The sequence below is a fragment of the Exiguobacterium sp. s132 genome (assembly GCF_018617235.1).
In the GTDB taxonomy this organism is placed as follows: Bacteria; Bacillota; Bacilli; order Exiguobacteriales; family Exiguobacteriaceae; genus Exiguobacterium; species Exiguobacterium profundum.
Genome location: NZ_JACSJU010000001.1, coordinates 36,681 through 61,862 on the forward strand (window position 1 = coordinate 36,681; position 25,182 = coordinate 61,862).

Below are 25,182 nucleotides of genomic sequence, written 5' to 3' on the forward strand. Positions count from 1 at the left end.
TAATTCTAATTAATTTCTGTATAATGTTTTTGAGTTCACAAACACGAGAATAAAGAGTGTAGGAGAAATTTAGAGGGGAATGACGCGACGTATGAACGATACTATTTTAAAAGCGTTTAAAGGAGAGGCGACAGATTATGTACCTGTATGGTACATGCGCCAAGCCGGACGCTACCAACCGGAATATCGAGAGATTAAAAAGACGAGGTCACTATTCGAGATCACGCATGATCCTGAACTTTGTGCATATGTGACGGAACTTCCGGTGAAACAACTCGGAGTCGACGCGGCCATTCTATATAAAGACATTATGACGCCACTGCCGTCGATGGGAGTCGATGTCGAGATCAAGAGCGGGATTGGACCGGTCATCGATAACCCGTATCGAACGATGGAAGATGTGGAACGCTTAAAACCGTTAAACCCGGAAGATATCTCATACGTCTTCGACACAATCCGTCTACTACGGGAACGACTAGAAGTTCCGCTTATCGGCTTTTCAGGCGCACCGTTCACATTGGCGAGCTATATGATCGAAGGGGGACCGTCGCGGAACTACCATCGTACGAAAGCACTCATGTATGCAGAACCGGATGTATGGAATGCATTGATGGAAAAACTCGGCGACATGGTCATCACGTATGCGAAGGCGCAAGCGGATGCCGGCATTCAAGCGTTCCAATTGTTTGATTCGTGGGTCGGGACGCTCAGTCGCAAAGATTATGCACGTTACATCAAACCGACGACGGAGCGTATTTTTAAAGAACTACGTTCACTCGACATTCCGCTCATCATGCACGGTGTCGGAGCGAGTCATCAAATCGAGGAATGGCACGACCTTCCCCTTGATGTGGTCGGACTTGACTGGCGTCTGTCAGTACAGGAAGCACGGGACCGTGGCATCACAAAGGCGGTTCAAGGAAACTTAGACCCGTCGTTCTTGTTAGCTCCATGGTCGGTCATCGAAGAGAAGGTAAAGGAAATTTTAGATGAAGGAATGAAACAGCCAGGTTACGTCTTCAACTTGGGACATGGGGTGTTCCCTGAAGTCGACCCGGCCGTACTCGTCAAATTGACGGCATTCATTCACGACTACTCACGCGAAAAAATGGGAGGCAACGAATCATGAAAACAGTCGGACTACTTGTCATGGCGTACGGCACACCGTACAAACCAGAAGATATCGAGCGGTATTACACGCACATTCGCTACGGACGCAAACCGTCACCGGAAGCACTTCAAGATTTGACGGAACGTTACGAAGCGATTGGTGGAGTATCTCCACTCGCAAAAATCACGATCGATCAAGCGGAGACGCTTCGTGACATCTTGAACGAGCGTCATGTAGGTGAAATCGAGTTCAAACTGTATATCGGATTGAAGCATATCGAACCGTTCGTAGAAGACGCGGTCGCACAAATGGCGAACGACGGCATCAAAGAGGCGGTGTCGGTTGTCTTAGCACCTCATTACTCATCATATAGCGTCAAATCATACAACGGACGTGCTCATGAAGAAGCAGCGAAGTATGGCATCGACATTCGTTCGGTAGAGTCGTGGTATGATGAGCCGAAGTTTATCAAATGGTGGGCGAATGCGATCAACGATACGTATGCGTCATTGCCTGTACCGGCTGAAAAGACATGTCTCATCGTTTCAGCGCATAGTCTCCCTGAGAAAATCTTGGCTGGTGGCGACCCGTATCCGGATCAGTTGAAAGAAACAGCTGATAAAATTGCCATTGAAACAGGCGTCCCGCATTATGAGATTGGTTGGCAGTCAGAAGGAAACACGCCGGACCCATGGATCGGACCAGACGTCCAAGACCTAACGGCTGAACTTTATGAAAAGCATGGCTACGAGGCGTTCGTCTATACGCCGGTTGGCTTTGTTGCAGACCATCTCGAAGTATTGTTCGATAACGACGTCGAGTGTAAGGTTGTCTGTGACCGCCTCGGTGTTCACTACGCACGTCCAGCTATGCCAAATGCAGAGCGAAGCTTCATCGAAGCCATCGCGGATCGAATGGAAAGCGTGATTGTGCATCATGCGTAAATTCACGATTGTCGGTGGTGGGATCACAGGTCTCACCGCCGCTTTTTATGCGGAGCGTTATTTGCCGGAAGACGTGACCATCACGTTGCTCGAGGCGACCGATCGCCTCGGAGGAAAGATTGATACGTATGAGACGGGCGAGTTTGCGGTGGAGCGTGGTCCGGACTCGTATGTCTTTCGAAAGACTGCGATGACGGAATTGATTGAGGACGTCGGCTTAGGCGATGAACTTGTCCGCAATGGAGTCGGTCAGGCTTACGTCCTTCATCATGACGGGCTCCATCCGATTCCGAAGCAGACGGTGATGGGGATCCCGCTCGATGTCAATGCGTTTCGTGAGACGACGTTGCTTTCCGAAGAAGAGCACGAGGACTTGAAACAGATGTTGCTGTCACCACCGAATGTAAAAGCACCTGATTCGGACGTTTCACTCGGTCTGTACCTTCGTGAACGTGTCGGAGATCCGATTGTCGACCGATTGATTGAACCGCTACTCTCTGGTATCTATGCCGGGGACATCGATCAAATGAGTGCGATGTCGACATTCCCACAGTTCATCGAGGGAGAAAAGAAATACGGGAACTTGTATGAAGGGATGCGACACTTACGTCCTGAACAACGAGTCGCGGAAGTCGGGGCGAAGAAGGTTGGTCAGTTCGCCTCGTTGAAACGTGGACTCAAATCACTGACGGACCGCTTGGCAGAACGGTTGGACCGAACTGAAATCGTATTAAACTGTTCCGTTGAACAAGTATCCGAGCGTGAGGACGGGTACCGCCTCTTCACGAATCGCGGAGACATCGATACAGACCATCTGGTTTTGACGGTCCCACCGCGTCTCATACGTCAGTTCCTCCCGAAAGTCGATAGTGACTTCTTAGCGGATATGAAGCCGCATGCGACGGCGACGTGCTCACTTGTCTTCAAAAAAGAAGATATTGAGCTTCCTTTTGTCGGGACAGGTTTCGTGACGAGTCAAGAAGCAGATGTGACCATTACTGCGTGTACGTTCATCGACCAAAAATGGCCGCATGCGGTGCCTGAAGGATATCACGTTCTTCGTGTCTTTTTAGGGCGCCCCGGGGCAGATGATATCGTTGAAGCATCTGACAAAGAAATCATCGAGACGGCATTACACGATCTTCAAGGCCTGATGCGCATCCATCGTGAGCCGATTCAAACCGTCGTCAGTAGACTCCGTGATGGGCTGCCTCCTTATGCAGTCTTTCATGCGGACCGCGTAAAAGCACTTCGGGCCGAGATGAGCCGGGTATACCCAGGCGTCATTCTCGCCGGAATCGCCTATGACGGAATTGGGATGCCGGACTGTGTGAAGAGTATTCGGGAACAAGTGAAGGCATTGCGTGAAAAAAATTGAGATTTGATGAAGGGAGGGTTCGGATTGTTCCGCAACCCTCTCTTTTTGTTATAGTTAAAAGCGAAAGAGAAAAAGGAGTGATGGAAGATGGCAACGTATAAACTTTTTGTATCAGACATGGACGGTACGATTTTGCACAACCACACCAAAATCGCGGATGAGACAGCGGAGATCGTTCGTGAAGCAGAGGCGGCAGGAATTCGCTTTGCGATTGCGACGGGGCGCAACTATGTGAATGCGAAACAGATTTTAGACGAGGTCGGACTTTCTTGCCCGATCGTCTCGTCGAATGGGGGACGTGTGCTCGACACGTCGGGAGAAATCCTTCATGAAATCGATTTGACGATTGAAGAGGCACTTCAAGTCATCGATGTCCTTCATCAAGATGACAAGTATGCAGACGTTTTTTACGAAATGTACACAGAAGCGGGACTCGTGGCGAGCCGTGGCGATTTGATTGAAGCATCGATGAAAAACTTGAAAGCGAATGGTGACGACCGCTCGCTCGAGATGTACGAATTCTTTAAGAATCGCTACTACGTCAACGAAGACGTCAAAATTGTTGATGACATTGAGAACTTTATCCGAGAAGAAGCGGGACGTGTCTACAAGTTCATCGCTTTCTCGAGCCACCTTGAGAAAATGAACGGACTTTGGAAAGAAATCGAAGACCAAGTCGAAGGGGTGTATGTCACGTCTTCAGGCAATGATAACATCGAAGTGATGGCACACGGTGCAGATAAAGGGAACGGTGTGACAAAACTTGCCGAACATTATGGCATCGATTTATCTGAGGTCGTCGTGATCGGGGATAACTTGAACGACGTTCCGATGTTCAAAGTGGCCGGTAAAGGGATTGCGATGGGCAATAGCCATGAAGACTTGATTGCCATCAGCGACCATGTCACCGAACGCCATGATGAGTTTGGTGTGGCGAACGCATTGAAGCGCGTGATGACAGGTGAGTGGAAGTAAAAGATTTGTCGAGGGCTCGTCTCGTTTCGTATAATACGAGTAACGAACATCCGACTAGGAGGAAATAAACTGTGAAATTTATTTTTAATCCGGATATCCGCGACCCGAAGCTCAACTTGGCGGTTGAAGAGTATATCCTTAAACATTTGAACGTAGACCATGAAGATTACTTCTTGTTCTATATTAACGGTCCGTCCATCATCATCGGGAAAAACCAAAACACATCAGAAGAGGTCAATTTGAAGTACATCGAAGAGAACGGCATCGATGTCGTTCGACGTCTCTCTGGTGGAGGTGCCGTTTATCACGATGAAGGAAACTTGAACTTTAGTTTCATCACAAAAGACGATGGCAACTCGTTCAATAACTATAAGAAGTTCACACAACCAATCGTGGATGCGCTTCGTAACCTCGGTGTCGAGGCAGAGCTGACAGGTCGTAACGACATTCAGGTCGGAGAACGCAAAATCAGTGGGAACGCACAATTCACGACGCGTGGACGCATGTTCAGCCACGGGACGCTCATGTTCAACTCGAACATTGAAGAGGTCGTGAACTCACTTAACGTCTCGGAAGAGAAAATGCGTTCAAAAGGAATCAAGTCAGTTCGTAGCCGTGTGGCGAACATCACTGAATTTTTAGAGCGTGAAATGGAGATGGAACATTTCGTCGAAGCGCTTCTCCATTCGATTTATGATGGAGAACAACCGGAACGCTATGTGCTTCGTGACGAGGATTGGGAAATCGTCCATGATATCTCGAAAGAACGCTATGCGAACTGGGACTGGAACTTTGGGAAGTCGCCGAAGTTCGACGTCGAGTCGAAACGTCGTTTCCCAATCGGGACGATTGATGTCCGCTTGAACGTCAACAAAGGGACAATCACAGAAGCGAAGATTTACGGTGACTTCTTCGGTGTCGGTGACATCCAAGATGTCGAGCAAGCGCTCGTTGGGACGCGTTTCGAACGTGCGGCCATCCGTGAACAATTGATGCAACTCGATTTGAAACATTACTTCGGAAATGTCGAGCTCGAGGAATTAGTCGATTTGATTAGTTAAGTTAGTCATGGCGGTCTCTACGGAGGTCGCCTTTTTTTGGCAGTTTCGTGAACGTTGAACGTACGGATTGCACCTGGATGGGAGAAGGCGTATCATAATTTGTGCAAGCGCTTTCGTAGAGGCTGATCAAAAATAGGAGGAATCACAATGTATCGAAGGCTCAGTGAATGGATGGACCCGAGTCGGATGTGGGTGACGGAACAATCGACGTTTGAACGTGCGATTATGGCGGTAGGTCTTGAATTAGAACGAAAAGGCATGGTCAGTTCTTCATTTACGCGAGTCGTTCTCGATCAAGAACCGATCATTCCTTCTGGGGTGAGTGATGTCGCTGTGCCGGTTGCGGTCATTGATGTTCCTATCTCCATAGCGAAACGAGACGGTATTTCCCTTCTTCATCTGCTGAACACGTGTGAAGTAAAAACTATCACGGGAGAGACGATTCAAGCGAAAGCGATATTATTCATTACGGCTACGAATGAATCAAAAAAACAAGGCTATCATAAACTGATTGATGATTTGCTCATGGATGATGAATCTCTCCAAGCGCTCGTACACGTGAAAAGTCGAGCTGGATTGTTTCACTTGCATGCGAACTTTTTGGAAGCGTTTTCTTATTGAAACATTTCATGTACAATAGAAGTAATTGAAAAGAGCGCGGGCAACGTGCTCTTTTTTATGGCTCAAAAGTGAATCATCATTCATTTAAAGGGGGATTACCATGGCAAACTTAGTCAAGTCACTACAAGAAGTAGTGATTGCTCACCCGCAGAAAGCGGCGTATGTGTTTGGGGAAGACACGGTGAGTTACGGACAGTTTTATGGGCAAGTCAAGGCGATGGCGTCGACACTTGAGCAAAAAGGAATTGGACAAGGCGATCACGTCGCCCTCGTTCTCGGAAATAGTCCTGCGTTCCTAATTGCATATTTCGCTGTGTTGTCACGTGGAGGGGTCGTCATTCCGATCAACCCTACATACACGCCTGATGAAATGGCCTACATTCTGCTTGATGGGGATGTAAAAGGGATTGTTGGCTTATCACCGCTCGTCGCACAGGCGGAAGCGGCACTCACGAAGTTGCCTTACTTAAAACTCGTGATTTCCGTTCCATATGCCGATGTTCCGGCATTAAAGCGGGAGGGGACGATTGAATTCATCCCATTCGCAGAAGCGTTTGCTGAAACAGAAGGGACGTTCATCGAAGTGGACGAGGATGAAGTTGCCGTCATCCTTTATACGAGTGGGACGACCGGAAAACCGAAAGGAGCTCTCCTCACCCATCGAAACTTGTTCTCAAACGCACATTCTATCGGAGAGTATTTAGACATCACTCCAGAGGATAAAGCATTGGCGGCATTGCCGATGTTCCATGTTTTCTGTTTGACGGTCATCGTCAATGCACCACTCCTCCGAGGGGCGACGATTGTCATTTTACCGAAGTTCTCTCCACAAGATGTGTTCGACTTGGTGCCGAAGCACCGTGTGACGTTGTTTGCCGGAGTGCCGACGATGTACAATTTCTTGTTACAGACGGCAATGAAAGTACCGGCCTACACGTCTGCGTTGAAGCATGTCCGTGTGTTCGTCTCAGGAGGAGCAAGCTTACCAGTTCAATTGCTCGAGTCATTTGAACAGATGTTTGAGTGCAAGATTCTAGAGGGATATGGCTTGTCCGAGGCATCGCCGGTCACTTGCTTCAACCCGCTCCATGGCGAGCGAAAATCCGGGTCGATCGGACCTTCAATCGTTCACGTCGAAAATAAAGTCGTCGACGAGCTTGGGGAAGAAGTCGGCGTCGGTGAAGTCGGAGAGTTGATTGTACGAGGACCGAACGTCATGAAAGGGTATTACAAACTACCGGAAGAAACGATGATGACACTTCGAGACGGATGGCTCTATACAGGCGATTTGGCGCGACGTGACGAAGATGGTTACTTCTATATCGTCGACCGGAAGAAGGATATGGTCATCGTTGGAGGCTATAACGTATACCCTCGTGAGGTAGAGGAAGTATTGTATCAACATCCGGATATCGTCGAAGCTGCCGTCATCGGTGTGCCGGATGCAGAACAAGGGGAAGCGGTGAAAGCGTTCGTCGTCACGAAACATGAAAATGTGACGAAAGAGGACATTCGTGCATTCACACAAACGAAATTAGCAAAATACAAGCAACCAACCTATATCGAATTGATTGATGAGCTTCCACGAAATACGACCGGTAAGATTTTACGAACGGTCTTAAAGAGCGAAGCGTTTCAAAATAGTTGAGTAGAGAAGGGCGACTTAGTTCGCTCTTTTTTATTCTTTTCATTTGACACTGTTACGGGGTAGGGGTATATTGGTGGTGAGGTGATCAACATGGAAGAATTTATACATGACCAACCACTCGTTCCGCGTGATGATGCTGAACGGGAGGCACTCGGGAAACGTCTAAAACGAATCGAAGGACAAGTCCGAGGGATTCAAAAGATGGTCGAGAACGACCGCTATTGTGTCGATATTTTGACACAGACGTCAGCCATTCAGGCCGCTCTGAAGCAAGTCGAGATGCAACTGTTAGAGCGTCATATGCGCAAGTGTTTGGTTCACGCAAGTGAGACGGAAAACATGGAACCTTACATTGATGAATTGATGATAATCGTCAGCCGCATCAAAAAATAAGGAGGGATTTCATGAAAACCGTTGAGTTATCCATACAAGGAATGACCTGTGCGGCTTGTTCGGCACGAATTGAAAAAGTGTTGAACAAAATGGACGGTGTCGAAGCGACGGTCAACCTTCCGCTCGAGACGGCGACCATTCGTGTCGATGAAGGCATTACAGAAGAAGAGCTGATTGCTCGGATTGAGAAAATCGGATACGGAGCCGAGCCGAAAGTGGAAATGGCACCGCCGCATGATCTGCGTCCATTAAAGCGGAAAGTCATCATCTCTGCGCTGTTATCGGCCCCGTTACTCCTCGTCATGTTGACGCATATACCAGGACTCGGATTTCATGCCCCGTGGCTGATGAACCCATGGTGGCAATTCGCCCTTGCGACACCTGTCCAGTTTTGGATCGGGGCACAGTTTTATCAAGGCGCGTATAAGAGCTTGAAGAGCGGGTCGGCGAACATGGACGTGCTCGTCGCGACGGGGACGTCTGCTGCATACTTTTACTCCATCTTTGAAATGATCGTACACCCGATGAATCCACATCTTTACTTTGAGACGAGTGCCGTCCTCATCACACTTGTCTTACTTGGGAAGTGGTTAGAAGGACGAGCGAAAGAGAAGACGACTGATGCGTTGAAATCACTTTTGTCGCTTCAGGCGAAAGAAGCGATTCTGTTTGTCGAGGGTGAAGAACGGTCTGTCGCTGTCGAACTCGTCAAAGTAGGAGACATTCTCGTCGTACGTCCGGGAGAGAAGATTCCGGTCGATGGACGAATCATCGAGGGAGAGACGGTCATTGATGAATCGATGTTGACAGGGGAATCGATTCCAGCAGAAAAGACTGTCGACGCCGAAGTTGTCGGCGGAACAATCAATCAGTCTCATCGCATTCTCATGCGGGCGGAACGAGTCGGGAAAGAGACGATGCTCGCTCAAATCGTACGTGTCGTCGAACAGGCACAAACGGATAAGGCGCCGATTCAACGTCAGGCTGACCGCATCTCGGGTGTCTTCGTACCGATCGTCGTAGCCATCAGTGTTGTCACGTTCGTGGTCTGGGCATTCCTGTTAAATGATATCGATACGGCTATTCGAGCATCAATCGCAGTACTTGTCATCGCATGTCCGTGTGCCCTCGGTTTGGCAACGCCGACATCGATCATGGTTGGAACGGGACGAGCGGCAGAACAAGGTGTATTGTTCAAAGGTGGGGGGCAACTCGAATCACTCAATGAATCAAACATCGTTGTTTTTGATAAGACAGGGACGTTGACGAACGGGAAGCCAGAAGTAGTGGAAACGTTTGGTGACGAGGCAGCGCTCCGACGCGCCGTCATGGCAGAACGACAATCCACACATCCTTTGGCGGCCGCCATTGGTCGGGAAGCAGGCGATGGTGTCGTGACGAAAGTGGAGGAGTTGGCCGGACGAGGTGTTAAAGCGGTTGTGGATGGTAAAGAACTCGTCATCGGGTCCGTTCGAATGATGGAAGAGCTCGGATACAACTTGCCAGATTGGTCGATGGGGGCGATGACCCCGGTCTATGTCGCGGATGAAAGTGGGATTGTTGGGGCGTTCGGGCTACAAGATCAATTGAAACCGAAAAGTCGTGAAATCGTGCAAGCCCTTAACCAAACGCGTGACGTGTATGTATTGACAGGTGACCGGAAAGAAGTCGCCTACGCGATTGCCGACGAACTTGGTCTCCCGCATCGTCAAGTCATTGCCGAAGTCCTTCCTGTCGAGAAGGCGGAGCAGATTGAACGATTGAAACAATCCGGTCGCGTTGCCATGGTAGGGGACGGCATGAACGATGCCCCGGCACTTGCGGTGGCGGACGTTGGGATCGCATTCGGGAGTGGTACGGATGTCGCACTCGAGGCGGCAGATGTTACAATTGTAGGGCAAGACATTGAAGGCGTAAGTCGAGCGATGAATATGAGTCGTTTGACGATGAAGAACATTCGTCAAAACTTGTTCTGGGCCCTTGCCTATAATAGTCTTGGTATCCCGGTCGCTGCAGCAGGGTTACTTGCCCCATGGATTGCTGGAGCGGCGATGGCGTTCAGTTCGGTGTCTGTCGTCTTGAACGCATTACGATTAAAAACACAAGGAGGATCATCATCATGAAAGAAACAACGTTAACCGTAGAAGGTATGACATGTAATCATTGCAAAGCTGCCGTTGAGGGGGCATTGAATGAATTGAACGGTGTCGAATCAGCGACGGTATCTCTCCAAGAGCATCGAGTCGACGTGATCCATCAAGATTCTGTCTCACTTGAGACGATGGTGGAAGCAGTCGAAGAACAAGGATACGATGTAAAAGCATAATCATGGTAAGTCCCGAGTGAAATCGGGACTTTTTTGTGGTATCCAATGGATAAGATGTGTGCTATATTTAAGTTGATAATGAGAATCGGTATCAACGGGAGGCGGACATCATGGAAATGATCATGATCAGTGGAGTGTTGGCGTTGATTAGTGGGGGCGCAGCATTTTTGACGCAACAGTTACGAACAAATTCAGTACGGTGAAGAAGGTGCGGTTTCGTGACCTTCTTTTTTCTTTGACTTCATTTCTTTCCCATCATTTCACGACAATTGTTTGATATGATGAGAAAAAACGTGTTGAGGTGACTTGAATGTATACAATCTACTTAGTCGACGATGAAGCAAACTTAAACAAAATGCTCGTCACGTATCTAGAACAAGAAGGATACAACGTTCGCTCATTTGCGGACGGGACATCTGCACAAGAAGCGATTCCAGACCAACCGGATTTATGGGTGCTCGATATCATGTTGCCGGACCTGGATGGCTTCCAATTATTGAAACAAATCAAAGCCGTCAATGCCAATACGCCGACGATTTTCATCTCGGCGCGCGATGAGGATATCGATAAAATCATCGGGCTTGAGATGGGTTCGGATGATTACATCGCCAAACCTTTCCTTCCGAGGGAACTTGTCATCCGCGTCAAAAAATTGATTGATCGTGTCTATGGTTCGAAATCGAACGAGCATATCGAATACGGGGAGTACACGATTTATCCGGATAAACGTCTAATCAAGCACGGAGAAGAAGAAATCGATTTGACTTCGAAAGAATTCGATTTACTGCTACTCTTCCTCGAGCATCCGGGCTCTGCCTTGTCACGTGAGCAGATTCTAGAAGGTGTTTGGGGGAACGATTACTTCGGATCGGACCGCGTCGTCGATGACTTGGTGCGTCGTGTCCGGAAAAAATTACACCGTCTCGAGCTCGAAACGCTTTACGGTATCGGTTACCGTCTCGTCAGACCATGATGGACGCGCTTAAACCGAAGCGGCTCATGTGGAAGATTTGGGTGCTCATCTTACTCATCATCGTGACGCTCGCGCTCATGATTTTGATTACGGTCCGTTCATCCATCACCCAGTTCATCGATGAACAAGTATATGAGACGTTACGAGATGTGGACTATTATTTAGGGAACACGAATGAGTTAGAGAATTATCCCCAAAACCCGATTGAGTATGACCGACGCCAACAAGAGTCCCGTTCGGTCAACCAATTGATCTTTCTCCCGAACGGACGGATCATCTACGGATCGGCACCGCTTGAATTGACGAACCGCATGTATCAGGAAGCGTTAAATCAAAGTGGTCAGGTCGAACGGTATCAGACCACGATTGACGGAGAGGACGTCTATTACATCATTCGTCAAAATGAATACGATGGAACGATTGTGTATCAAGCCTCCTACGCATGGGATGCCTATCGTCGTGAGTTGGTGTCGACATTATATTTGCGAATCTCGATTCTGATTGGCATCATCAGCCTCTTGTCACTGATTCCAGCTTTATTGATGTCGCGTCAACTGACGAAACCGATCGTGGAGATGGAACGGGCCGTTGAGAAGATTTCGAATCGACAGTGGGAGACCGCTTTACCATTAGATCGTCAAGATGAGCTCGGTCAGTTGGCCCATTCGATTGATGCCATGCGTAAGGAATTAAAAGAGCAGGATTTGGCACAACAAGCGTTGCTTCAAAACATATCGCATGACTTAAAGACACCGATCATGGTCATTCGAGGATATGCCCAATCGATTGGGGACGGTATTTATCCGACAGGAGACTTGAAAGGTTCTGCCGAGGTCATTGATGAGGAAGCGTCTCGACTCGAAAAGAAAGTCGTCGATTTGTTGTACGTCACAAAACTTGAATATTTCAAGGGACAGGAAATGAAACTCGAACCAATCAATCTCGACAAGTTGATGGAACTGCTCGTCGCGCGCTTCAAACTTAGAGGCCAGCTCGATTGGGAAATCAATGGCGAAGGCGGCGAAATGCTTGGCGACGGGGAACAGATCCGGGTCGCATTTGAGAACGTGCTCGACAATGCACTCCGTTACGCGGAATCTTGCATTCGCATCGACCTCCACCAAGATGACGCTGGCGTGGAAATCACCATCTTTAACGACGGGCCGCCAGTTGATGAGAGTTTAGACTTGTTCCACCAATTCTCTCGAGGGAAGCAAGGGAAGTTCGGACTCGGTCTGTTCATTGTGCAGCGAATTGTGACACTTCACACAGGGGAAGTGTCTCTACGAAATACAGGAGACGGAACAGCAGTGCGATTTTACTTTCCCCGACTCAAGTCGAACCAACCTTTAAATTCGAATGCTTGATTTTCAAAACCAGCCAGGAAACGGCTGGTTTTTTCATGGGAAATAGACAAAAGCCGATTTGCGGGGCGCATCGAATCCTGGTATGAATGACATGTAAGTCATTACATACGTTATGGGGGATGAAAAGATGAGCAGATTGACCAATGAAACGAGAGCTTTAATTCCTGTATTTAACGAGTTTGGCGAAGCGGAAACACTTGTGTATCAACCAGAAGGCGTCATGCGAGTAAAAGGGTCGCCAATCGACTTATTAGAACACGCGTGTCTATACTACGGGTCGAGCATTCAAGGTCGAATCGAGGCAGCGCGACACGTCCTCGGACCACATCGAAAGACACCGGTCGTCATGGATTGGCATGCGGATGCCGTCTTCTTTCCGACGATTGCCAAAGAAAGTCCAGATTGTGCGTGGATCAACTTTCAACACGTGACGGCCATCAAGAAAGACGGAAAAGAGACTCTCATTCAGTTTTTGACGGGGGAATCGGTCAAGGTTCACGTGTCCGACCATACCGTGTCGAGACAAAAACAACGGTCAATCGAATTATCGTACGCTTTTCAAAAACGTTTCCATGACAGCACATTGCAACACGCTTAAGGATTGAATTCAATGACAAACCCCTCTATGATGAAGAAGAGATATCATATGTGTATTTGCACATCATCCGAAAGCGAGGGGTTTTTATGTTTTTTGAAAAAATGATTGAGCGAGGGAAACTGGTTATCGTGTTTCTTCTCGTCGCAATCGTCGTGGGTGTGCTGACGTTCTTCCAGCTCCCTAAACGTGAGATTCCGGAAACCGGGATCAATATCGTACTCGTTCAAACACCGTATCCTGGTGCGACAGCGGAAACGGTTGAACGGAATGTTACCGGCGTGTTAGAAGAGGAACTACGTAGTTTAGAAGGAGTAGAGAACGTGACGTCGATTTCGGCTTCAGAGTTCTCGAACATCACGGTCGAGTATGCGGATGGAACCGATCAGGCAGAGTTTCAGGCGAACGTTCGACAAGCGTTGTCGGATGCGACACCTAAACTTCCTGAAAACGCGCTTGCGCCAACGGTCAATGATTCACTCGGGCAGTTACCTGTCGCATCGTATTTATTGACAGCAGACGATCGTGGATCATTTGAGGATGTTCGATCAGACATCGAACAATTAGAGTCGAAACTTTTGCGAACGGATGGCGTGACGGGAGTCACGATCAAAGGGTTACCAGAGCAGGAGTATGTTGTGTCACTTGACTCGGAAGAGCTGAGTTCACGTCAGCTTGCCTTCCCGGACGTATTGACGGCCATTAACGAAGAATACAAGACGACACCGCTCGGCCGTCAATCGACTGAAGAGGGGATTTATCAACTGGCAATCGATAACTTGACGAATGTAGACGATATGGAGCAAGTCATCGTCGGCTCATTCAATGGGGAACCGGTCTTACTAGCAGATGTCGGGACGGTCGAAGAGACAGCGAAAAGTGAAACCGATCTCGTTTCATTAGACGGAAAGCCGGCTGTTTCGATTACAGTTCCGATTGAGTCGGGCTTGGATATTCCAACGATGCAAGACCGTGTCAACGAGGTAGTCGAAGATGGTCTTGGAGACTTAGACGGTTTTGAGCTCGTTCCATATTATGAGCAGGCAAAAGCGGTCGATGCGATCTTCTCATCGCTGACGCGTGAATTTATTGTCGCCATCATTGCTGTCATTGCCGTGACGACGATTGGTCTAACATTCTCTGGCTCGATTATCGTCAGTCTGGCAATTCCGTTGTCATTCTTGATCGCCTTGATCCCGTTACAGTTTACCGGGGTCGATTTGAACCAAATCTCGATTATCGGGGCAATCATCGCCTTAGGGATTTTGGTTGATGATGCGATTGTCGTCAACGACAACATCTTACGACGGTATCGTAACGGAGACTCGGCGATGCTTGGAGCAGTCCGAGGAACGAAAGAGGTATGGGGCTCGATTGTCACGTCGACACTCGCGGTCGTCTTTGCTTTCCTTCCGCTCACCTTGCTATCGGGCGCAAACGGTAACTTCATTCGCGCCTTGCCGACGGTTCTAGCCCTCTCTGTCTTGGCCTCGATGGTCATCAGTTTAACGCTCGTACCGATTGCGCAGTATCGTTTGAATCGTAAAGAAGTGAAAGTATCAAAACGTGAATCAGGTTGGCTCGGCGGACCGCTTAACCGACTCAGTAATTTCTACGCCGACCGCCTCTTACCGAGTGTCGCGAAGCGTCCGTGGACGTTTGGAATTGTCGGATTTGTCATCACGACTGCATTGTACGGTTTGATTTTACTCACGCCGTTTGAGTTCTTCCCAGCCGCGAACCGTCCGGAAGTCGTGACGAGTGTGACCTTCCCCGTTCAAACGGATTTGGAAGAGACAGAGACACGTCTTGAAGAAATTGAAGCGAGATTTAAAGAAGAAGAGGGTGTCGTGGAAACATCCGTCTTCGCCGGAGGAGGTCTCCCTGGTTTATTCACGGGTGGACTCGATCAGTCTGGTGAAAACACGGGACAAGTGGTCGTTCGTGTCGACAACGAATCAATCGATGCCATCGAATTGATTGATAAGTATACGAACGTGTTGCGTGAAGACTATCCAGACGCCGAAATCTTCTTAGATACGCAACAACAAGGACCGCCGGCATCCGCACCTGTCGAATTCACGATGCGCAGCGAGACGATTGATCAACTCGTGGCTGCACGTGACCAAGTGAAAGCCGACCTTGAAGAAATTGACGGGGCCATCGTCCTCGATAATATTAAAGAACCGTTCCAAACACTCACATACGAATTGAATCGTGAGGAAATGGCACGGGCCGGCGTGACGGCAAAAACAATCAGTGACCAAATTCGTCTCGTCACAGACGGTGTTCCAATTGGTACATTCGATGACGGAGTGGAACAACGTGACGTGAAAATCGTCATTGATGCAGAGGCGAACCGCGAAGCACTCGCCCTTGACGAGATTTTAGTTCCTGTCCAAACAGAAGCAGGTCCGCCCGTTGCCCCACTCAGTACATTCGTGACGGAAACGACAACAGAACAAATTCAGCAGATTCCTCGTGAGAATGGGGAGCGTTCGGTCACACTCCAAATCTATGCGAGCGAAGGCATGGATGAAGAGGCATTTAAACAAGATGTCGAGCAGGTGTTGGATGATGCGAAGTCGGGGTTAGAGGATGAAGGGATCACGTTCGACCAGTCCGGTGCGAGCGACACGCAGAACGAGTTCTTCTTAGAGCTTGCGACATTGTTCGTCGTCGTCTTGTTCTTGATTTACTTGATCATCGCATTCCAGTTCAACTCACTCTCGTTGCCATTACTCGTCTTGTTCACAATCTATCTCGCGATCGCTGGAGCGGTCGTCGGATTGTTCGTGACTCAGACACCGTTCAGTTTCATGGCATCGATGGGGATGGTCTCGCTTGCGGGAATCGTCGTCCGGAACGCAGTCGTCCTGTTCGAGTTTATCGAACAACGCATTCGTGAAGGATTACCGGTCACGACCGCCGTTTACGAAGCAGGGCGCGCTCGGATTCGTCCGATTCTCTTGACGGCGCTCACGGCAGTCGTTGCCCTCTTACCAGTCGCACTTGGGGAAGACCCGCTCTTCAAACCGCTTGCGATCGGCATCGTATCGGGTATTCTATTCTCGACTGTATTGACTCTCGTTCTTGTTCCGGCGTACTACCTGATTTTGGCGAAACGTCGTCATAAGGACAAACCATTTACAGAATGATTTAGCTTGAAGATGTGATGCCGTATGGTGTCACATCTTTTTTTGAACCATTTGTCACATGTTTTGGGTGATGTTGTATGGGTATAATTAGAAGAGAGGTTTTGAACAGTATGGGAGGGAATTGAAGATGAACGATTCATATACTTGGCTCAATCGCCGCAAAGTACGACCAGCGTACAGTGTGACCGGGAGCCGTTCGTGGTCGAGTGAACGCGTCGTCCGACCAGATCGCGCACGTGGGAAGATGGTACGTGATGTGAAACGTGTACGTCGTCCGTACGTAGACGAATACGGCAATCGTCGCTGGACGACGGGACGTGTGGTCGTCACGGATGCATCACGCAAAGCGCGGGCGCATGGACATGGCGATACAGCCGTACAATTAGAGTTCTCGACACCAACGCCATATGAACGTGTGAAAGAGATGATTCCAACGAAACGTGTTCTCGTTCCGGTCGTTGCTGGACTCGCGGTCGTCGGTGGGATTGCCGGTGTCGCCTATGCACTTCGCAAAAAGAAACGGAATAAGAAGAACTAAAAAAAATCGCCGAACTTTCGGCGATTTTTTTAGTTGAAGCGTTCAGCGAGGATGCGCTCGAGTTCACGTTGACCGAGTTCACGCATTTCTGCTTCATTCTCTTCATCGTATGCATCATCCGAGAAACGGCCGACAAATTCAACCTTGCCATTACCGAGTTCACGGAACACTAAGTTTTTGCGATCGTTGTAAAAGACGACACGGTATTCACGACCATTTTCATGATCATAGTTGAAGACGCCTTTGATGTGGTCCATGTTCTTCTCTTCCGGCTGATCCTCATCATCGTCCTCATCTTCTTCTGCTTCAGCAGCTTCGTTAGCTTCATCAAGCGCGTCGGCGAGGACTACCGTTTCTTCTTTTTCTTCCGTCTCTTCCTCAGATGAGACGACTTCTTTTTTTTCTTCTTCTGTCATGTGAAACGACCTCCTTTGCTTACTTTCCTATCATACCCACTTTTTATAGTTGTGACTACTCAAAATGATGCGAACAAACACGGACGACATTCGAAGATGACATGATCAACCGTTGAAATAACTGACGTTTGATCGATTCTGGGGCATCCACGGTCTTGAGCGCCTGTTCCATACATCCAAGCCAATGGCCGGCATGTGTCTCAGAAATGGGATGCTCATGATGAATCATCGCCAAGTTTCCACCGCCACGACGTTCCGAATACAACTTTGGACCGCCGAGCAACTGTGTTAAAAATTCAAATTGGTGCTGTTTGACTCGATCTTGATCTTCCGGAAATAGTGGAAGTAAAATTGGATCGGCATAGACGAGGTCATAGAACGCGTCAACGAGTTGTTGTACACCACGTTCGCCTCCAAATTGTTCATAGGCACTCACATATATTCCCCCTCATACGTTCAGTCTAATCGATTTCAATCGAAAAAGGGAATGATGTAGGCTGTTACTTTTTTGGACAAGGTGTAGAAGAGGTTTCCCTCTACAAATGCTTGGGGATGGTTCATAATGAAGAAAAAAGGGAAGGAGTGTTCGCTAAAATGACAGTGACCTTTCACGTTGGTCGATCGGGGACGGGAAAAAGTGAACAAATGATCCATGAGGTCATTCAAGAACTGAAACAAAACCCGAGCGGGCCGACGATTTATGTGATCGTACCGGACCAGATGTCGTTTGAGATGGAAAAGAAAATGGCGACAGTCGATGGTTTGCATGGTTCGACGCGCATTCAAGTCCTTTCGATGCGTCGTCTCGCTTTTTTGATGATGCGAGATGCCGGTGTAGCGACAGATCAATTCTTAGACCAGACGGGGACCCATTTGTTGTTACGAAGGGTCGTCGAGATGAGCGAAGAACGATTGACCTTGTTCCGCCGTACGATGAATCAGTTCGGATTTTATGAAGAATTGAACCAATTAATCTCGATGCTGAAGCGAGGGCTTGTTGAACCGGAGCACTTGTTGCGGTTAAGCGAACAGGCGCAGCACCGTGCTTTGAAGTTACAAGACCTTTCCATCATCTATGAAGGATTTTTAAAGATGACGGAAGGTAAGTCACTTCATGCAGAAGACTATTTCAACGTCATGTTGCAAATCCTTCCGGAAACAGATTTGACGGATGTGCGTGTCTATGTGGACGGATTCAACGAGTTTTCAGAGCAGGAGTTGGCGGTGCTCGTTGCACTTGCAGAGAAGGTCGATGTCGATGTATTGCTGACAATCGATCCTATCTCCTTGTATCGTCTAAATCCATTGTTTGGACCGACGCAGCGGACACTCATGCGTTTCAAAGAACTGTTGACAGAACGGCAGATTCCTTCTCGAGACGAGCTGTATGATACCGTCTATCGTTATACGCATCCGAGTCTCCGTTATCTAGAGGCTACATTCGACCAATTGACGGCGGAACCTTACACTGGTTCAGAGAACCGAATCGATTTACATGCCGCAGTCGACCGAACCGTCGAGGTGGAGGCGGCCGTTCGAGAAGTCATTCGTCTGACACGTGAAGAAGGATATCGTTATCGGGATATCGCACTCGTATCGCGTTCACTCGACGAATATGGTGATTTGGCATCTCAGGCGCTACAAAAGATGGGACTGCCCTATTTCCTTGATGAACGGCAACCAATGCTCGACCACCCGCTTGTCGAACTGTTGAAAGCGACGATTGACATCGCTCTACGTGGATATCGAGAAGAGTCCGTATTCCGTGCCCTTAAAACAGAACTCGTCGTCCTCGATCCGGTACATCGTCGTACGTCCGTTGACCGGCTTGAAGCGTTCGTTATCGAACGGGGGATCAAACATTATCATTGGCACGACGAATGGCAGTTGCGTCGTCGTTCCGGGGAGGAAGCACGCCTCACGAGCGAAGAACTCGATATTGAGGCTGAGCTGAATCGGTCTCGGGAACGTGTTATCGAAACTTTTGATCCATTTCTATCAGATTTAAAACAGGCGAAGACGATGCAGGCTTATACGCACGCCATGTATGCCTTTCTAGAGCGTGTCGGTGTATCAGACTGTCTGACGCACTGGCGCGATGAGGCGATTGAAGAGGCGGAACTACTCGAAGCGCGTGAGCATACTCAAGTATGGGACGCGGTTTTGCACTTGCTCGAGCAGCTAGAAGCCGCAGCTCCGGAAGAGACGTTGTCGACGGACTTATTCCTCCAGATGATGGACACCGGACTAGATAGTCTTCGCTATGCCTTGATCCCACCTTCGCTTGATCAATTGACGATAACGGATTATGTGCGTGGTCGATTGATAGATAAGAAAGTCGTCTTCTTGCTCGGAGCGAATGAAGATCAAATTCCTCTTGTCACGACACAGTCGAAACTGTTGACCGATCAAGATTTGGATTTCATGCATGAGAATGGACTTCGTGCCGGTAAGGCGACAGAGCACTTGTTCGATGATGAAACGTATTACCTATACAAAGCTGTGACGGCACCGAGCGAGCGTTTATACATTAGCTACGCACTAGTCGACAGAACGGGGAAAGCCGTTCAGCCGGCGCGGTTTATCGCTGACTTGAAGGCGCGACTTCACCAAAACGTCATCAAGACTCATTTTGCTGAAGCAGGTGAGCACCGACCACGTGATCAATTCGCCTTCTTGACGAATGTGAATCAGACGGCGGCGGTGACGGCACTTGAACTTCAGCGGTTGAGTCGTCATTATCCGATTCAAGATATGTGGTTTGCTGTCTATAATGAACTGTTGAAGCATCCGGATGGACGGGAACGTCTCCAGTTGTTGACGAGCGCGCTCTTCTATCAAAACATCCCGGAATCGTTGGATGATCGTGTCGCAAAATCCTTATATACTCCGTCGATTCGGGCGAGTGTCTCACGTCTCGAGACATTCCAAGCCTGTCCGTTCAAACATTTCGCAAGTTATGGCTTGCGTCTGAAGGAACGACGGTTGTATCGACTCGAGGCCCCGGATATCGGGAATCTGTATCACCGGACCATCGAACATATGTCGCAGACGGTGAAGATGGACGGAAAGGAATGGCGAGATGTCACTCCTGACGAGTGCTCCCATTTAGCGGAGCAGGCGGTCGAGCTCGTGACCCCAGAGATTCAGCATGCCATCTTGATGAGTTCGAATCGTTACGCCTACTTAAAGAAAAAATTGACGGACGTCGTCAGTAAGACGGCAGAAGTGTTGATTGAACAATCCAAACGAGACGGCTTTGACCCGGAAGCGTTTGAACTCGCGTTCGGCAGCGGACAATTTCCACCCGTTTCGTTCACATTATCGAACGGGGCGACATGTGAACTAGTCGGTCGAATCGACCGTGTGGACACTGCGATGGTCCACGACCAGCTATACGTCCGAATCGTCGACTATAAGTCGAGTAAACGTGAAGTCGACTTTGCAGAAATTTATTACGGTCTGGCGATGCAGATGCTCATCTATTTGAAGGTATTGATTGAGCAGGCAGAGGTGTGGACAAAAGAGAACGTCGCACCTGCTGCGGCGCTCTATTTCCACGTGCACCGACCACTCGTTCCACCTGCTAGTTCTGAAGAAGAAACGCGTCAAAAAGTATTGGAGTCGTATCAGATGCAAGGGCTATTAGTAGATGACCCGGAAATTTTAGAGATGATGGACCGCTCGGCGAAAGGCTCATCCAAAAAATCAATTGTCATTCCGGTCAAATATAAAAAAGATGGTACGCCTGACGCCAACACCTTGAAGAAAATTGTGACGCCCCCTCAACTTGAGCAGTTGATGGACCATGCGTTCGACGTCGTCAAAGCGAGTGCCGAGGAGATGTACAAAGGAAAAATTGACGTAGAACCTTATGAATATAAAGAACGGCGCCCGTGTCAGACGTGTCCGTATCAGAGTGTCTGTCATTTTGACGAAGCGCTCTCGAATGCGCCTCGTAAATTGAAGAAGCTCGAGAAAGAAGAGGTATTTCAGGAGTTAGGAGGCGATGACCGTGAAATGGACGAATGATCAGTTCGCCGCGATTGAAGCAAGAGGGAGTCACGTGCTCGTCTCGGCTGCGGCAGGGTCCGGAAAGACGGCAGTTCTTGTCGAGCGGTTGTCTAGTCGATTGCTTGACGAAACGGATGAACTCACGGCAGACCGGATGCTCGTTGTCACCTTTACGAACGCGGCAGCGGCAGAGATGAAACGACGAATCGCAAAGGCACTTGAAGAGGCGTTGCGCGACGACCCGACAAATGAATATGTCCGAAAACAGCGACAAATGTTGAACCGGGCGCTCATCACGACCATCCATTCATTTTGTCTAGAGGTGATTCGTGAGAACTACTACCTGTTAGATTTGGATCCGGCGTTCAAGATTGCGGAAGAACGAGACCTCGTCCTCTTGCAGGATGACGTCTTAGAAGAAGTGCTTGAGGAAGAGTACGGGAAACAAGATACCGATTTCTTCGCTCTTGTCGATGCGTATACGTCAGACCGGGGTGACAGCGAAATCGAGGATTTGATTCTTGGCTTATATCACTATGCGCGTACTCTCCCAAACCCTGATGCTTATTTAGATCATCTCGTATCCATGTACACGTTCGGAGAAGATCCTGATGAGGAAGCAATCCTGATTGAGTTTGGACAAATGCTGTGGCATGACATCAAAAAAGCCGTACGAGATCTTCGGAAACTTGAAGCGGAGCTTCGGGTCGCTGGGTATGAGCCACAGTCTGAAAACATCCGGCAAGCAATTTTTCCGTTCGAACAACTTGAAGGGGAGACCATTGTCTGGAGTGAACTCGAGACGGCGGCTCGTGCGATGAAGTTTGGCACGATGAAGGCTGTTCCGAAGAAAGAAGAGCACCAGATTTACCACGAGATCCTCAAACCGGCTTACGACCAAGCGAAGAAAAAATTGACAGCAGCGGTCGAACAGGCTCGGGTCAGTGGGGCGGACTTATTAGAGAGCGTCTCGATGCAACAACCGCTCGTTGAAACACTCGTTCGAACCGTCCGTGCGTTCGCCCAAGCCTATGAGCAGGCGAAGCGCGACCGTGCCTTTGTCGACTTCAGTGACTTGGAACATTATGCGCTCGCCATTTTACGACAAGATGGGGGACCGTCCGATGTTGCAGCGCTCTATAAGGAACGTTTCGCTGAGGTACTCGTTGATGAATACCAAGATACGAACGAGATTCAAGAAACAATCATCAACCTGGTCGCAAATGAACGAGAGGAAATCGGGAATTTATTTATGGTGGGCGACATCAAACAATCGATTTATCGATTCCGCCATGCAGAACCGGGTCTTTTCATCGATAAGGCGACACGCTTTAGACAGGCGAACACAGGGAAACGGATTGACCTCTCTCAAAATTTCCGAAGTCGTTCCGAAGTCCTCTACGGGATCAATGATTTGTTCGTCCAGCTCATGGACGAAGAGGTCGGCGAAATCGCATATGATGAGGCGGCACAACTTGTTCCTGGACGTGAGTATGAACCGATTCCGGCGGACCCTGAGTTTATTTTAGTCGATGGCGCGAGTCGTGAGTTATCGAAGCAAGAAGTAGAAGGGCGGGCGATCGCTACTCGCATCTTAGAACTCGTATCGGGAGACGAACCGTTTAAAGTGACGGATGAATCAACTGGTCAACTCCGAAACTGTGAATATCGGGATATCGTGATTCTCGTTCGTTCGAAAAAAGAACGTGTGGAGCAATTGATGGACATTTTGACACAGTACAATATTCCGGCCTACACCGACTCGGATGGCGGGTATTTTCAAGCGACCGAGATTCGGATGATCCTGGCACTTTTGAAAGTGATTGATAATCCACTTCAAGACATCCCACTTGCCGGTGCGCTGCGCTCCCCGATGTTCCGTTTTGATGATAGCGAGTTGGCACGGATTCGACTTGAATCAGAAGATTCTTTCTATGAGGCGCTCAAGGCGAAAGCGGATGACGATGATGAGCTTGGCGTAAAATGTGGCGAGATGCTTGACCGCCTCTCCCGTTGGCGTACTTATGCACGAAATCATAGCCTGTCGGAATTGATTCAACAGTTATTCAATGACACCGGGTTTTATGACTTCTCAGGGGGATTACCTGGAGGAAAAGGGCGGCAGGAAAACTTGAAGGCACTTTATGACCGGGCCCTAGCCTATGAGCGTAGTGGCTATCGAGGTCTTTATCGCTTCTTACGTGTGATGGACCGACTACAGGATACTGGTGAAGATTTGTCAGAGGCGCGGTCGCTCGGGGACGAGGAAAACGTCGTTCGTATCATGACCGTGCACAAGTCGAAAGGACTTGAGTTTCCGGTCACGATTGTTGCCCAACTCGGAAAACAATTTAATAAACGCGATCAAATGCAACGTGTCATTTTCCACAAACAGTACGGCATCTCACTCGATGCGATTGACGTCGTGACACGTACGAAATCGGAGACGTTCGTGAAAGAGATGATTCGACGAGATTTAGATGCGACGATGAAAGCAGAAGAGATGCGCGTGCTTTACGTGGCCTTGACACGTGCGAAAGAAAAATTGATTCTCGTGGGAACGGTAGGCGAACCACTCAAACACCTTCAGCAGTGGCTTCAGGTCGGTCAATCTGGAGGTTTATTGGCGAGTGAGGCGAGGCGAGAGGCAAAAACGTATCTCGATTGGATTGCACCGGCGCTTTTACGCCTTCCGAGTGCCACTTCGTTTATCGAATCATTCGGCTTCACGGTTCCCTCTACTTTCCAAGAATCGACTTCATGGATTTATCGTGTCATCGGAGAAGCGGACCTTGCGGAGATTGCGACTCTACAAGAGATGATGGCACAGTTGCACCACGTCCAACGATTTGAAGCAATCGATTTTCCGATTCAAAATGAAGAAGAGACGATTCGTGCCGTACAACAAGCTTTGACCTACGAATACCCTGCACAGGATGCGGTACGTACGGCGGCGAAACAGACGGTGACCGAACTGAAGCGGGCGATGCAACTCGAACAGGCCGCTTTCGAAGATCCGGTACGTCCGGTCGATACCCCTTATCGGGAACCGAAATGGCGTCAAGTCAAACAGACCGGTGCGGAACGCGGGACGACGTTACACTTGATTTTCCAACTGGCTGACCCGAACCAACCGATTGTCGACCAAATCAATCAATGGGAAATGCAAGGGATGCTCAGTCCGATCGAGGCAGAGACGGCACGCCTCGCCATCCCGGATATCGAGATGTTTTTCCAAACAGAAGTCGGTCAAGCGCTCGCTGGTGCACTAGAGCGAGGGACGGCATGGCGAGAGCTACCTTTCACCTACACGGTGCCGGCCGAACGCGTCAATCCGAATGGACACTTTACGGATGAGCATGTCTTGATCCAAGGGATTATCGATTGTCTGTATTTCGATGGGGATTCGTATGTGCTTCTCGATTATAAATCGGATGCTGTCACGCATCTATCCGATTCCCGGGAAGAGGCACATGAGCGATTGCGAGATCGATATGCGATTCAACTACAATTATATCGAGAGGCGATTGAGACGATCTGGAATATTCGGGTCGAGCGAACTTTGATTTATTCGCTTGATCTGCAGGAAATCGTGACCGTGTCGACTAAATAAATGTGAATAAATGAAGAGCGATGTCAGCTATAGGACATCGCTCTTTTCCTA

19 protein-coding genes are annotated in these 25,182 nt (G+C 48.9%); 17 read left to right on the plus strand and 2 right to left on the minus strand.

Going from position 1 to position 25,182, the window contains the following annotated elements; translation table 11 throughout:
• Positions 1-79: 79 nt before the first annotated feature.
• From hemE to KNO78_RS00330, 15 genes are all read left to right on the plus strand, one after another.
• Positions 80-1,129, plus strand: a complete 1,050-nt coding sequence (gene hemE, locus KNO78_RS00260; protein WP_074037670.1) for a uroporphyrinogen decarboxylase — start codon at positions 80-82, stop codon at positions 1,127-1,129.
• Positions 1,126-2,055, plus strand: coding sequence for a ferrochelatase (gene hemH, locus KNO78_RS00265; protein WP_078146425.1), 930 nt, complete (start codon positions 1,126-1,128; stop codon positions 2,053-2,055). The genes hemE and hemH overlap by 4 nt, the downstream gene beginning before the upstream one ends.
• Positions 2,048-3,433 (plus strand): protoporphyrinogen oxidase, encoded by a 1,386-nt coding sequence (gene hemG / locus KNO78_RS00270; RefSeq protein WP_214691235.1) that lies wholly within the window; start codon positions 2,048-2,050, stop codon positions 3,431-3,433. The genes hemH and hemG overlap by 8 nt, the downstream gene beginning before the upstream one ends.
• Positions 3,434-3,520: 87 nt before the next feature.
• Positions 3,521-4,408: a Cof-type HAD-IIB family hydrolase gene (locus tag KNO78_RS00275; protein WP_214691234.1), complete on the plus strand. Its 888-nt coding sequence runs from the start codon at positions 3,521-3,523 to the stop codon at positions 4,406-4,408.
• Positions 4,409-4,479: 71 nt separating this feature from the next.
• Positions 4,480-5,469 carry a lipoate--protein ligase gene (gene lplA / locus KNO78_RS00280; RefSeq protein ID WP_074037667.1) on the plus strand — a complete coding sequence of 330 codons (990 nt, stop codon included), beginning with the start codon at positions 4,480-4,482 and terminating at the stop codon, positions 5,467-5,469.
• Between the two features lie 147 nt (positions 5,470-5,616).
• Positions 5,617-6,090, plus strand: a complete 474-nt coding sequence (locus KNO78_RS00285; protein WP_214691233.1) for a PTS sugar transporter subunit IIA — start codon at positions 5,617-5,619, stop codon at positions 6,088-6,090.
• Positions 6,091-6,190: 100 nt separating this feature from the next.
• Complete coding sequence (locus KNO78_RS00290; protein WP_074037665.1) at positions 6,191-7,738, plus strand: long-chain-fatty-acid--CoA ligase; 1,548 nt, start codon at positions 6,191-6,193, stop codon at positions 7,736-7,738.
• Positions 7,739-7,828: 90 nt separating this feature from the next.
• On the plus strand, positions 7,829-8,131 hold the full coding sequence (locus KNO78_RS00295; RefSeq protein ID WP_214691232.1) for a metal-sensitive transcriptional regulator: 303 nt from the start codon (positions 7,829-7,831) through the stop codon (positions 8,129-8,131).
• Positions 8,132-8,142: 11 nt separating this feature from the next.
• Entirely contained in the window at positions 8,143-10,254 is a 2,112-nt protein-coding gene (locus KNO78_RS00300; RefSeq protein WP_214691231.1) for a heavy metal translocating P-type ATPase, read from the plus strand.
• Positions 10,251-10,457: a copper chaperone CopZ gene (gene copZ / locus KNO78_RS00305; protein WP_074037662.1), complete on the plus strand. Its 207-nt coding sequence runs from the start codon at positions 10,251-10,253 to the stop codon at positions 10,455-10,457. Before KNO78_RS00300 ends, copZ begins: the two co-directional genes overlap by 4 nt.
• A 310-nt stretch (positions 10,458-10,767) precedes the next feature.
• Positions 10,768-11,430 (plus strand): response regulator transcription factor, encoded by a 663-nt coding sequence (locus KNO78_RS00310; RefSeq protein WP_214691230.1) that lies wholly within the window; start codon positions 10,768-10,770, stop codon positions 11,428-11,430.
• Between the two features lie 26 nt (positions 11,431-11,456).
• Positions 11,457-12,797 carry a sensor histidine kinase gene (locus KNO78_RS00315; RefSeq protein ID WP_237708239.1) on the plus strand — a complete coding sequence of 447 codons (1,341 nt, stop codon included), beginning with the start codon at positions 11,457-11,459 and terminating at the stop codon, positions 12,795-12,797.
• A 127-nt stretch (positions 12,798-12,924) separates the two neighbouring features.
• Positions 12,925-13,395 carry a competence protein ComK gene (locus KNO78_RS00320; protein ID WP_015880956.1) on the plus strand — a complete coding sequence of 157 codons (471 nt, stop codon included), beginning with the start codon at positions 12,925-12,927 and terminating at the stop codon, positions 13,393-13,395.
• Between the two features lie 86 nt (positions 13,396-13,481).
• The gene (locus KNO78_RS00325) at positions 13,482-16,550 is read left to right on the plus strand and encodes an efflux RND transporter permease subunit (protein WP_214691229.1); all 3,069 of its coding nucleotides are present in this window, start codon (positions 13,482-13,484) and stop codon (positions 16,548-16,550) included.
• A 127-nt stretch (positions 16,551-16,677) separates the two neighbouring features.
• Positions 16,678-17,088 carry a hypothetical protein gene (locus KNO78_RS00330; protein WP_015880958.1) on the plus strand — a complete coding sequence of 137 codons (411 nt, stop codon included), beginning with the start codon at positions 16,678-16,680 and terminating at the stop codon, positions 17,086-17,088.
• 29 nt (positions 17,089-17,117) lie between these two features.
• Here KNO78_RS00330 and KNO78_RS00335 read toward each other — a convergent pair whose 3' ends face one another.
• Together KNO78_RS00335 and KNO78_RS00340 are read right to left on the minus strand one after the other, a co-directional pair.
• Positions 17,118-17,504 (minus strand): hypothetical protein, encoded by a 387-nt coding sequence (locus KNO78_RS00335; protein WP_015880959.1) that lies wholly within the window; start codon positions 17,502-17,504, stop codon positions 17,118-17,120.
• Positions 17,505-17,559: 55 nt separating this feature from the next.
• Positions 17,560-17,940: a truncated hemoglobin gene (locus tag KNO78_RS00340; protein ID WP_015880960.1), complete on the minus strand. Its 381-nt coding sequence runs from the start codon at positions 17,938-17,940 to the stop codon at positions 17,560-17,562.
• Positions 17,941-18,098: 158 nt separating this feature from the next.
• On the opposite strand from KNO78_RS00340, the gene addB reads away from it, so the two are divergent.
• Complete coding sequence (gene addB, locus KNO78_RS00345) at positions 18,099-21,536, plus strand: helicase-exonuclease AddAB subunit AddB (protein ID WP_214691228.1); 3,438 nt, start codon at positions 18,099-18,101, stop codon at positions 21,534-21,536.
• Positions 21,514-25,131, plus strand: coding sequence for a helicase-exonuclease AddAB subunit AddA (addA, locus tag KNO78_RS00350; RefSeq protein WP_214691227.1), 3,618 nt, complete (start codon positions 21,514-21,516; stop codon positions 25,129-25,131). Before addB ends, addA begins: the two co-directional genes overlap by 23 nt.
• Positions 25,132-25,182: the final 51 nt, after the last annotated feature.